Annotated in this window: 10 protein-coding genes; 4 read left to right on the plus strand and 6 right to left on the minus strand. The window is 70.5% G+C overall.

Annotated features, from left to right (window positions below; all coding sequences use genetic code 11):
* Positions 1-9: 9 nt before the first annotated feature.
* Positions 10-4,146 (minus strand): bifunctional nitrate reductase/sulfite reductase flavoprotein subunit alpha, encoded by a 4,137-nt coding sequence (locus ODJ79_RS28025; protein WP_263026693.1) that lies wholly within the window; start codon positions 4,144-4,146, stop codon positions 10-12.
* 135 nt (positions 4,147-4,281) lie between these two features.
* Between ODJ79_RS28025 and ODJ79_RS28030 the strand changes: the two genes are divergently transcribed.
* Together ODJ79_RS28030 and ODJ79_RS28035 are read left to right on the plus strand one after the other, a co-directional pair.
* The gene (locus tag ODJ79_RS28030) at positions 4,282-4,659 is read left to right on the plus strand and encodes a YccF domain-containing protein (protein ID WP_263026584.1); all 378 of its coding nucleotides are present in this window, start codon (positions 4,282-4,284) and stop codon (positions 4,657-4,659) included.
* Positions 4,660-4,698: 39 nt separating this feature from the next.
* The gene (locus tag ODJ79_RS28035; RefSeq protein ID WP_263026585.1) at positions 4,699-4,968 is read left to right on the plus strand and encodes a GlsB/YeaQ/YmgE family stress response membrane protein; all 270 of its coding nucleotides are present in this window, start codon (positions 4,699-4,701) and stop codon (positions 4,966-4,968) included.
* A 66-nt stretch (positions 4,969-5,034) separates the two neighbouring features.
* Here the strand turns inward: ODJ79_RS28035 and ODJ79_RS28040 are convergent, their stop codons facing one another.
* Positions 5,035-6,081, minus strand: coding sequence for a DUF4352 domain-containing protein (locus ODJ79_RS28040; RefSeq protein WP_263026586.1), 1,047 nt, complete (start codon positions 6,079-6,081; stop codon positions 5,035-5,037).
* Between the two features lie 454 nt (positions 6,082-6,535).
* Between ODJ79_RS28040 and ODJ79_RS28045 the strand changes: the two genes are divergently transcribed.
* A complete protein-coding gene (locus tag ODJ79_RS28045; protein ID WP_263026587.1) occupies positions 6,536-7,387 on the plus strand; it encodes a helix-hairpin-helix domain-containing protein in 852 nt (283 codons plus the stop codon).
* 125 nt (positions 7,388-7,512) lie between these two features.
* Here ODJ79_RS28045 and pstS read toward each other — a convergent pair whose 3' ends face one another.
* The 3 genes from pstS to ODJ79_RS28060 form a co-directional block, all read right to left on the minus strand.
* A complete protein-coding gene (gene pstS, locus ODJ79_RS28050; protein WP_263026588.1) occupies positions 7,513-8,562 on the minus strand; it encodes a phosphate ABC transporter substrate-binding protein PstS in 1,050 nt (349 codons plus the stop codon).
* 32 nt (positions 8,563-8,594) lie between these two features.
* The gene (locus tag ODJ79_RS28055) at positions 8,595-9,896 is read right to left on the minus strand and encodes a hypothetical protein (protein ID WP_263026589.1); all 1,302 of its coding nucleotides are present in this window, start codon (positions 9,894-9,896) and stop codon (positions 8,595-8,597) included.
* Positions 9,897-9,979: 83 nt separating this feature from the next.
* Positions 9,980-10,312, minus strand: coding sequence for a hypothetical protein (locus ODJ79_RS28060; protein WP_263026590.1), 333 nt, complete (start codon positions 10,310-10,312; stop codon positions 9,980-9,982).
* A gap of 201 nt (positions 10,313-10,513) precedes the next feature.
* On the opposite strand from ODJ79_RS28060, the gene ODJ79_RS28065 reads away from it, so the two are divergent.
* Entirely contained in the window at positions 10,514-10,837 is a 324-nt protein-coding gene (locus tag ODJ79_RS28065) for a hypothetical protein (RefSeq protein WP_263026591.1), read from the plus strand.
* On the opposite strand, the gene ODJ79_RS28070 is transcribed toward ODJ79_RS28065, so the two are convergent.
* The gene (locus ODJ79_RS28070; RefSeq protein ID WP_263026592.1) at positions 10,731-11,345 is read right to left on the minus strand and encodes a GNAT family N-acetyltransferase; all 615 of its coding nucleotides are present in this window, start codon (positions 11,343-11,345) and stop codon (positions 10,731-10,733) included. The two genes, ODJ79_RS28065 and ODJ79_RS28070, sit on opposite strands and share 107 nt — an antisense overlap.
* Between the last annotated feature and the right edge of the window lie 34 nt (positions 11,346-11,379).

The following is an 11,379-nucleotide window of genomic DNA, read 5'->3' on the forward strand; positions in this document are numbered from 1 at the left end:
GTCCCCGGTTCAGTAGACGTCGCGGGCGTACCGCTTCTCCGCGGACAGCTGCTTCACGTACGAGTCCGGATCCACCCGCCCGTGCGTCGCGGCGATGTCGCGCAGGGCCTGGTCCACGTCCCGCGCCATGCGGCTGGCGTCGCCGCACACGTACAGGTGAGCGCCGTCCTGCAACCACGACCACAGCTGGGCGCCGTGCTCGCGCATCCGGTCCTGGACGTACACCTTGCTGCGCTGATCGCGGGAGAACGCCAGATCCAGTCGCGTCAGGACGCCATCGGTCTGCAACGCGGCCAGCTCGTCGGCGTAGTAGAAGTCCGTCTCCCGGCGCTGCTCGCCGAAGAACAACCAGTTCGGACCGGTCGCGCCGCGCGCCTGGCGCTCGCGGAGGAAGCCCACGAACGGCGCCACGCCGGTGCCCGGCCCCACCATGATCATCGGAGTCGCCGCGTCGGCGGGCGGGCGGAAGTGCGGCGATCGCTGCACGAAGAGCGGCACCTCGTCGGCCGAGTCGGCGAGGAACGTCGAGCAGACGCCGCGACGGGGCACGCCGCGGTGGTTGTCGAAGCGGACGACGGACACGGTCAGGCTGACGAGCGACGGATCGGTCAGCGGCGTCGACGAGATCGAGTACAGCCGTGGCTGCATCCTCTTGAGCGCATCCGCCCACTCCTGAGCGGCGGCGCGCACCGGGTATTCGGCGATCAGGTCCACCGCCTGCCGCCCCCACATCCACTTCGCCAGCTCGCCCTTGTTGTCCGGGCGCAGCAGCGTCTTGAGGAACGGGTCCCCGGTCCGCTCGGCGAGGAACCGCAGCAGACCGGAGGTGATCCGGGTGATGTCGAGGTCGCGGTGCAGGGCCTCGCTCAGCGGCCGGTCACCGAGCTTGGCGATCGACACGGTCTGGTCCGCCCGCAGTCCGGTCACGGTCAGCCATTCCGCGACCAGTTCGGGGGAGTTCGACGGCCAGATGCCCAGCGCGTCCCCCGCCGCGTACTCCAGCCGACCGCCGGTGTCGAAGGTGAACCGCCGGACCTCCTTGGCCGAACCGGGCCCGCTGAGCAGCTCGTTCCCGATCAGCGTGGCGGCCAGCGGCGCGGCCCGGGTGGGCTGCGGCGCGGGCGTGGTGACCGGTGCGGTGAGCGCCACGACCACCTGCTCCAGCCACGCGTTCGCGTCCTCCTCGAAGTCGGGCTCGCAGTCGACCCGCGGTGCCAGCCGCACCGCGCCGAGCTCGGCGAGCCGGTCGTCGAGCCGGCGCCCGTGCCCGCAGAAGTCGTCATAGCTCGAGTCGCCGAAAGCGAGCACCGCGAACCGCCGGCCGTCGAGCCGCGGCGCCTCCGGGCCGGTCAGCGACTCCCAGAACCCGCTCCCGTTGTCCGGCGCCTCGCCGTCGCCGAAGGTGCTCGTCACGACCAGCAGGTCGGCATCCGAGGTCAGAAGCTCCGTCGCCGACGCGTCCATCCCCCGCAACTCGGCCGGCCGGCCGGCGGCGGCGAGCCGCTTCCCGACCGCTTGCGCGAAGTCCTCGGCGTTGCCGGTCTGCGACGCCCACAGCACCTGCAGGCGCCGGGTGGGCACCGCGGCCGCCGGCTCCGCGGCCGCAAAAGGCTTTTCCGGTACGCGGCCGAAAGCTCCCGCCAGCAACCCGTTCACCCACGCCGCCGCCGACGCATCGAACGGCGCCTCGTCCGGCAGCATCGGCGGCGCGGACCGGGAACCGGCCAGCAGGCTCGCCGCGCTGAGAAAGCCCGACAGGTAGTGCTGCTGCGTCTCGTCGAGAACCGGCACCGCGGGCAGCCCCAGAGCTCCGCGCAGCAATTCGGCCGCGCCCCCGGCCGGGGCGGTCGCGCCGAGGTCAGCAGACGCGGAAACGCCGCCGGTCAGCGAGGCCGCCCCGGAGCCGTCAGGTGCCGGAGCGCTCCCGAGCGGCGGACCCGTGCCGTCCCGTGAACCGGAGACGGCCGGAAGTACGCGCGGCAACGGCGCCGGCGTCAGGGCGACGGCACATACCTTGAGCTCCGGCTGGAACGACAGCGGATCGACCGCGTCGTTGGTGACCGCGTTGACCGACACGTACTCGCCGAAGAGGTCGTTCCAGTGGAACGGCGCGAAACAGTTCCCCGGCTGCACCCGATCGGTCACGACCGCGGGCAGCACCGCTCGTCCGCGCCGCGAGGCGATCTCGACCGGCGCCCCGGCCGCGATCCCGAGCCGGTCCGCATCCGCCGGGTTGATCTCCACGAACGGACCCGGGTTCAGCCTCGTCAGCTTGTCCACCTTGCCGGTCTTGGTGAGCGTGTGCCACTGGTGCTGAACCCGGCCGGTGTTGAGCACAAAAGGGAAATCATCGTCCGGCAGCTCGGCCGCGGGCAGAAACGGTCGCGGATGAAAGACCGCCCGCCCGTCCGGCGTGGCGAAGGTGAGCGCCGGGCGGGAGCCGTCCTCGTTCACCCGCAGCGCCTGGCTGACCCCGTCGTTGCGATATCGGATCGGGTTGCGCGCCTCGGCGGCGGGTGGGAACGGCCACTGCACCGGACCCTCGTCCAGCCGGTCGTAGGTGACCCCGCGCAGGTCATAGCCGGTCTGCGGATTCCAGAACTGCTTGATCTCGTCGAGGATGTCCTCGGCTGTCTCGTACGCGAACTGCGCCGCATACCCCATCTCGGCGGCGACCATGGCGATCAGCTTCCAGTCCGGAAGCGCCTCTCCCGGCGGGTCGACCGCCGGGTGCACCAGCGTCAGGCTCCGCTCAGAATTGATCATGATGCCGTCGACCTCGGACCACATCGCGGCCGGCAACACCACATCGGCGTACGCGTTGGTCTCGGTCTCGCCGAAGCCGTCCTGCGTGATGACCAGTTCGGCGGCCTCCAGGCCGGCAATCACCGTGCGCCGGTTGCCGACCGACGCGACCGGATTCGTGCAGATGATCCAGCACGCCTTGATCTCGCCGGCGGCCATCCGCTCGAACATCTCGACCGTGCCCTTGCCGACCTCGGTGCGCACCGTTCCGGCCGGCAGCCCCCAGGCGTTCTCCACGAACTCGCGGTCGGCCGGCACCAGCACCGATCGCTGCCCCGGCAGCCCAGGACCCATGTAGCCCATCTCCCGGCCGCCCATCGCGTTCGGCTGGCCGGTCAGCGACAGCGGCCCGCTGCCGGTGCGGCAGATCGCGCCGGTCGCGAGGTGCAGGTTGCAGACCGCGTTGGTGTTCCAGGTGCCGTGCGTGCTCTGGTTGAGCCCCATCGTCCACAGCGTCACCCAGTTGCCGGCCGCGCCGATCCACTCCGCCGCCCGCCGGATGTCCGCCTCGGCCAGACCGGTCAGCTCCGCGACCCGGTCCACCGGGTAGTCCGCCAGGAACTCGGGCATCGCCGCCCACCCCGAGGTGTACGCGGCGATGAACTCCTCGTCGATGTCGCCGTTCGCGACCAGCAGGTGCAGCAGGCCGTTGAGCAGCGCGAGATCGGTGCCCGGCCGGATCGGCAGGAACAGGTCCGCCTTGTCCGCGGTCGCGCTGCGCCGGGGGTCGACGACGATCAGCTTTGCCCCGCTCCTGACCCGATCCATCATGCGCAGAAAGAGAATCGGGTGGCAGTCGGCCATGTTCGCGCCGATCACGAAGAACACGTCGGCGTGGTCGAGGTCGTCGTAGGAGCCGGGCGGCCCGTCCGCGCCGAGCGAGAGTTTGTAGCCGGTGCCGGCGCTGGCCATGCAGAGCCGCGAGTTCGACTCGATCTGATTCGTGCCGATGAACCCCTTGGCGAGTTTGTTCGCCAGGTACTGCGCCTCGAGCGTCATCTGGCCCGACACGTACAGCGCGACCGCGTCCGGCCCGTACTCGTCGATGATGTCGCGCAGCCGGCGGGCGGTCAGCCCGATCGCTTCCCGGACACTGGCGGGGGCCGGAGCGCCTTCCCGCTCGTCTCGGATCAGAGCGGTCCCGAGCCGGCCCGGCGCGGCGAGCATCTCCGCGCTGGTCGCGCCCTTGGTGCACAGCCGTCCCGCGTTGGCCGGATGATCACGATCGCCGCGCGCCTTGACCGCCACGCGCCTCCCGTCGCCCCGCCGCTCGATGTCGAGCACCAGGCCACAGCCCACGCCGCAGTATCCGCAGACGGTCCTGACCTGCGCGGCCACCATGTTCACCACGTCCACGACGGTAGGTGCGGGCGGTTTCGCAGCCGTCAATCTTCTGTGCGCGAAGCGTTACCCGGCTCTCACCAACGGCTGCCACCGATTGTGATCGCCTGGCGCGAACGAGTCATGCTGGAGGGCGTGAGGCTCATCCTGAACATTCTGTGGTTCATCTTCGGCAGCGGCTTCCTGCTCGCGATCGCCTACGGGTTCGCCGCTCTGATCTGTTTCGTGCTCATCGTGACCATTCCCTTCGGCATCGCCTCGCTGCGGCTGGCGGTTTACGCACTGTGGCCGTTCGGCCGCACGGTGGTCGCGCGCCCCGGCGCGGGCGTCGCCTCCGGCATCGGCAACATCCTCTGGGTGATCGTGGCCGGCTGGTGGCTGGCGCTCACCCACCTGGTGACCGGTATCGCCCAGTGCCTGACGATCATCGGCATCCCGTTCGGCATCGCCAACTTCAAGCTGGTCCCGGTGGCGTTCTGGCCGCTGGGGCGGGAAATCGTCGACCTCGACTAGGCGGCCATCCGGGCCGGCCTCGACAAGCGGGAGGACGTCATGGAAATCACCGGCATCGTCTCGGCCATCATCATCGGGCTCGTCATCGGGTTGCTCGGCCGCCTGGTGCTCCCCGGGAAACAGAAGATCGGCTTCTGGCTGACCCTCCTCATCGGCATCGTGGCCGCGCTGATCGGCACGTTCATCGCCGCCCTGCTCGGCGTCGCCAAGACCCCCGGCGTCGACTGGATCGAACTGATACTCCAGATCGCACTGGCGGCGGGCGGCATCGCCCTCGCCGAGGGCGCGATGCGAGGCCGTCGGTCCTGACCCCGGCGCGACCGTCGCGGCGTGCGGCCGATCGTTCCGTACGTCGCGACCGCGCCGCCCGGCGTTTCAGGAAACCAGCGGGATGCGTACCCCGTCCGAGAAGATCGACTCGTGCAGAACGATCGCGGTGAGCTTCTCCCGCGTGGAGATGTCGAACGCGAGCCGGCCCTGAACGGTGGCGCCCGGATCGATCGCCTGGAGGAAGGCGGGCCGGTCCTTGTTCGCGATGACGTCGGCCGACGCGTCGGCCGAATACTGGTTGCCGGTCCCGTCGTAGGCGGTCTGCGAGACGTCGTCGAAGATGACCGGTGTGCCTCCGACGTTCTTGACCGTGACGTCGACCAGGCAGAACTGGCCCTGGGCGGGTTGACCGGCGTTGCCCTCCCCGACCTGGTGCACGCCGCATCGCGCGGCCGTCACCGTGAACTCGAAAGTCCCGTCGGCGATCGGCTGGTTCATCCTGCCGCCGGCGGCCTTCCCGGTGTTCTGGTCGATGCCGAGAGCTTTCATGACCGGGCCGGGCCAGCCGAGAGCGTAAGCGAGCAGTCCGGCAAGTCCCAGAATCATGACCACGAACAACCCGCCGAACACCAGCAGCCACCGGGTTCGCTTCCGCGGCGCGGACTGCGGACCACCGGACTGCGGACCACCGGACTGCGGGCCACCGGGCTGCGGGCCACCGGGCTGCGGACCACCGGACTGCGGACCACCGGACTGCGGACCACCCGACTGCGGACCACCGGACTGCGGACCACCGGACTGCGGACCACCCGACTGCGGACCACCGGACTGCGGACCACCGGGCCGCGGACCACCGGACTGCGCGCTGCTCGACGGCGCACTGTGGCCGGCCCGCCCATCGCTGCCGGCACGATAATCCGCGCCCGGCATCGCGGGCTGGCCGGCCTGCATCGCGGGCCGGCCGGCCGGCGGATAGGCGCGGCCGCCCGGCTGCCCGTGCTGGGCATGTGGCCCGCTGCCCTCGTAATGCGGCCCAGCCTCGGAGTGCGGCCGCCCGCCCTCGTAGTGCGTGCCAGCCTCGGGGTGCGGCCGGCCGGTCTCGTAATGCGGTCGGTGGGCGGAGGGGTGGCGGCGGTTGTGGTCGTTCGACATTGCGGCGGACTCCACGCGGGCCGGTGCCATGGCCGGACGGCGCGGCCGGTTACCAGCCCCCTGACGCACCGGCCGCGCCACCACCCAACGACGATCATCGTTCCGGCGGAGTCCTTCGACCGGGTCTCGATCACCGACGTTCAGTCAGGCTCGTTGCACCTAAAGTCACCCACACCGCGATCGATCCCGACACCCCACGACCAACCGGATCGGCCGTGACCGTTCTCGATCACATGTGCCGACGGCGGGCCGTCCATATGCGAGCGTTCAGGGACGGTGGCGAGCCTTCCGGCCGAGCCGTCCGCCCCCGAACCAGCCGTATCGACTCGATGACCGATGGTGACCGACGGTAAGGACGGATCGGATCTGAACGTGCCACCCTCATGGTGCGCAAAGGCGACGATGTGCAAAGCTGCGCGCTACATCCGCAGTTCTCATTGTCCGGAGGCCCTTCATGGCTTCGTTTTTTTCTTTGGTCGCCGGGGTCGTGATCGGCCTGGTCGGCGGCTGGTTCCTGCGTGGCATGCGGACCGGCTCGACGCAGCCGGCCGATGCGACCACGCCCGTCCCTACGACCGCCACTCCCGAGGTCGCCGCCGCAACCGAGCAGGTTGAGGCCGCACCCGCCGCAGCTGCGACCACCACCGACCCGGAAGCCGAAGCCGAGCCGGTCGCCGCGACCGAGCCCGAAGCTGTCGCCGAGCCCGAGCCCGTCGCCAGCGAGCCCAAGCCCGTCGAGGCCGCCGAGCCGGTCGCCGTTGCCGAGCCCGCCGCCGTTGCCGAGCCCGCCGCCGAGGCGGTCGCCGTTGCTGAGGCTGAGGCTGAGGCTGAGCCCGTCGCCCTGGCCGAGGCAGAGCCAGCTGCCGTCGCTGAGCCCGTCGTCGTTGCCGAGCCTGAGCCCGTCACCGCTGCCGAGCCTGAGCCCGCTGCCGTCGCCGAGCCTGTCACCGTCGCTGAGCCACAGCCTGCCGCGGTCGCCGAGCCGGTCGCGGTCGCGGTCGCGGTCGCCGAGCCGGTCGCGGTCGCCGAGCCGGTTGCGGCGGCCGTCGAGGCCGAACCCGTTGCCGAGCCGGGCGCGACCGCAGTGGCCACCGCGGTGAAGGTCGACAACCTCACGAAGATCCCGGGCATCGGGCCGAAGATGGCCACGGCACTCACCGCCGCGGGGATCACCACCTACCAGCAGCTCGCCGACTCGGACGAGGCCACCCTGCGGGCGGCCCTGGCCGCCACCGGCGTCCGCGCCGCGTCCGGCATCGCGAGCTGGCCGGAGCGGGCCAAGCAGTTGGTCGACACCGCCGCCTGACGAAGCGCCGCGATCCAGCCCGGGCCGCCACCGGATTCACGGCGGCCCGGGCTGGTCACTTTCGGGGCGCGAGCTGTCCTCGAAAGAGTGATTTGTCAGCAGATGGCATCGGGGTCGGGTAGTGCTTAGAGGCCCGCGACCGCCTTCGCCACCCTCCCCCGCAGGTCCTCAGGCAACGGCGCGTAACCGAGCCGAGTCGCGGCGGCCTGCCCCGCCGGGCTCGATGCGTACGTCAAGAAGCTTTTGACCAGAGCCGGTGTGCCGGTCTTGCAGACGACCTCGTAGGTGACCAGAACGATCGGATACGCATCGGCCGACGCCGACCGGTAGTCGATCGAAAGTTCAAGGTCGCCGCCGCTGCCGGTGATCCGAGCGGATCCGATCATCCGGGCCGCCGCCTCGTCGGTCAGGGCGGTGAAGGCGCCGGCGCCGGTGCCCACCGCCGCGGTCGGCAGGTTGTGGAAGCGCGCGTAGGACGCCTCGACGTAGCCGATGGCGCCGTCCGTCCGTTCGATCGTGGCGACGATCTGGTTGCTGCCCTTCTCGGCGAGGCCGCCGGACGCCTTCCAGGTGCTGCCGGAGCCGTGGTTCCACTCCGGTCCGGCCGTCCCGGCGAGGAACTTGGTGAAGTTGTCCGTGGTGCCGGAGCTGTCCGATCGGTGCACGGTCCTGACCGGGGTGGCCGGCAGGGCGATGCCGGGGTTGTCGCGCCGGGCCGCCGGATCGTTCCAGGACGCGATCCGCCCGTCGAAGATGCGGGCGATCGTCTCCGGTTGCAGGCGCAGCGAGGAGACGCCGGCGACGTTGTAGGCCAGCGCGATCGGCCCGACCACCATCGGCAGATGGATCGCCGCTCCCTGGCACCGCGCCGCCGCCTTAGGCCGGTCCGCGGCCGCCAGCGGCGAGTCGGTGCCCGCGAAGTCCCCGGCGCCGCCGATGAACGCGGCAACTCCCGCGCCCGAGCCGATGCTCGAGTACGAGACGGTCGCGTCGGCGCAGCTCACCTGATAGTTCCTGATCCAGGCGCTGACCGCGTTGGCCTGGGCCGACGACCCCTGCCCGGTGACCTCCCCGGAAGCGCAGGAGATCGGCTCGGCCACCGCGGACGACGGCGCGGGTGAGCACGCCGCGAGCAGTCCGGTGGCCGCGAGCACCCCTACGATCCGAGTTCGCACAGCTCCCCCAGGACGGGGCCACCGCCGCGTCGTCATCGGTACTCCGCGAGGCGTCTGCGGACCGCGATCGGCACCAGCAGAATGACCAGACCCATCACCACCAGCGGGAGGACCGCCCAGCCGCGCATCAGCACCGACGCGTCGTGCATCGACCGGTCGAAAGCGCTCTTCCGCGCATCCGCGATCTCTGCGACCGCGGCGTCGTAGTAGGAGAAGTCGAAGGCCGCGTCCCCGCGCCGGATCCCGGTCAACGCGCCGATCGCCTCGTCGTGCTGGCCCGAGGCGGCCAGCCCGACGATCTTCTGATGGTCGCGCGCGTAGGCCTGCCACCGCGTGACGACCTGACCGGCCTGATCGGGACTCACATCCGGGCCGCCGGACGCGACCGGCAGCGACGTGTCGCGGTCGTCCCCGGTCAGGCAGGCCGACTTCCGCTTGAAGTCGTTGTCGTAGAAGGCGAGTTTCGAACTGACCAGATAACGACTCGTATCCGCCGCCGCGTCATAGCTCACCGCCCGCGCCTGGGACAGCCGCAGGAACGGTGTCAGACTCTCCGATCGCGCCGTCCTCAACTGGTCGCCTTGCAGCAGCAGCACCGCGATCGCCGGCAGGACCAGCGCGATCGTGAGCACGGTGGCCGTGAGCAGCGCCGGGTTGAAGACCCGCCGGAACCGCCGCGCGAGCCACACCTGCAGGGCGAACAGCAGCACCAGCAGAGCGCCGCCGAGCACGATCGCGAGCGTCACCGCCCACGCCTGGGTCGTTTGCTTGCTCGCGTACGCCTGGGAAAGCCTCTCCTCGCTCGCGGAGCGCAGCGACTGCGCCGCCGGCAGCAGGCCGAGGTGCATGGTGTTGGTCGCCTGGGTGTAGTAGCCCGGCGCGGACGATCCGGCGGTAAGGGTTTGCCAGACCCGCTCGCGATAGACCGCCAGCTGGTCGAGCAGGGTCAGCACGGTGTCCTTGTCGGCCACACTGGCCAGCGACTTCTGCAGATCGGCATCGACCTGCCGACTGCGCGCCTGATAGGTGCCGAGCGCGTCGATCTGGCTGCCGGCGAGCGCGTCGTTGCCGGCGGTGAGCACCAGGCGTGCGACTTGAGCGTCCATATCGCTGAGTGCGAAGTACAGATCGGCCGCGGTCGCGGCCTGCGGCGCGGCCCGGTCCCCGATGACCCGGACCTGGTTTTGCACCCGCGCCATCAGCAGGCTCAGGCCGGCGAGGAGGGCGGCGGCGGTGAGGACGGTGACCGCGACCCAGAGGCGCAGCCGGGCGGGTGTCTCGGGCTGGACGGCTCGGCGAGCCATGGTTCGCGTGGCCTCGATAACTGCGGACACGCCGTCACGGTAATGCACACAAGCAATTCCGGAATCGGCGGGAGATCCGAATCCGGTTCGTTAACCCTGCGGCCATTTACTATTCAGTTAATGGCCATCGAATTGCGAAGCCTTTGGTGGGGAACGCCGGCCGCGGTGAGCTGTTCGGCGAGCAGCGGCGGCGAGTTGTGCACGAATACCGCCACTTGATGATCATCACCGAGGATGCACGCGGCGGCGACCGAACCGACATTGATCGGATCCAACTCGGGGACGTCGGTCAGATCGACGATCAGGCGCAAGGGCCGCACCCGGCGGACCGTGTGCACCAGCACCTGCCGAAGCTCGACCGCCTTGTCCAGGCCGACGGCGCCGTGTGGAGCGATCACCACGCTCCCGTCGGCACTCGTCCGCACTTCCAGCACAGAGGCGCGCATCGGATCACCCTTCGTTACCGTGCGTTCAGCCGCCGGACCACCTTACGACGCGAATCATCCCCCGGGAAGGAGGTGCGCCGTCCGCTGCCCCAGAAAACTAAGACATCCTCCTACCGGGGAGTCTCGCACGAATATGACCTGGTCGCCCCTCTTGGCTCACGAGAATGGCGCGGTACCGCTGCACCCGACCGGAGTGTGATCATGACGCTCGAAGCCGAACCCGCCGCCCACGCCGACCTCTCGGCGTACGTGCTGAACCTGCTCGACGGCCATCTGGCGGCGATGCGCGAGTTCCGGGAACGGCTACGCCCGGGCGGCACGATAAGTCCCGGCGGCCGCCGGGCCATCGCGCTGGACAGCGTCGAGGCCGCGCAGATTTACGTCGATCGGATGACCCGGGCGCTGAGCGCTCCGCAGCTCACCCGGCGTCATCCGGGCGCGGAACACGAGCTCCCGATGCCTCCGTACGCGGAGCACGAGCCCCCGATTCCCCCGTACGCGGAGCACGAGCCCCCGATGCTCTGAACCGCTCCCATTCGTGCACCAGAATCGCGAAGAGATCGGAGTCGCGCCAGCCGTCCCGGATCAGGACGGTCTCCCGCATCCGGCCCTCGTGCGTCATGCCGATCTTCGTGAGGACCCGGGCGGAGGCCACGTTGCGCGGGTCGCAGGTGGCGTAGACCCGGTGCACACCGTGTTCCTCGAACGCGATCCGCAGCAGCTCCCGGGCCGTGGCCGTGCCCAGGCCCCGGGCCCACGCGCGCGGGTGGATCCCGTACCCGATCTCGCCCTGTCCGCTCCCCCGCAGGTGCAGGTCGCCGAGGCCGATGACCTCCTGACCGACGACGACCGCGTGCGGGAAGCTGGTCTGCGGCCGCTGGTGCCACAGGCGCGCGGCCTCGCGCACGTACGCCTGGGTCTCCGCCTCGGTGTTGGGTCCCCACGCCTGGTAGCGGCAGGAGTCGAGCAGGCGCGCCCAGTCGTGCACGGCCGGCCAGTCGTCGACCTCGAGTGGCCGCAAAGTGATCCCCACTGATCCGATCATGCCACTGCGGCGCCACCGGCCG

It is taken from the genome of Actinoplanes sp. KI2, assembly GCF_025630775.1.
In the GTDB taxonomy this organism is placed as follows: domain Bacteria; phylum Actinomycetota; class Actinomycetes; order Mycobacteriales; family Micromonosporaceae; genus Actinoplanes.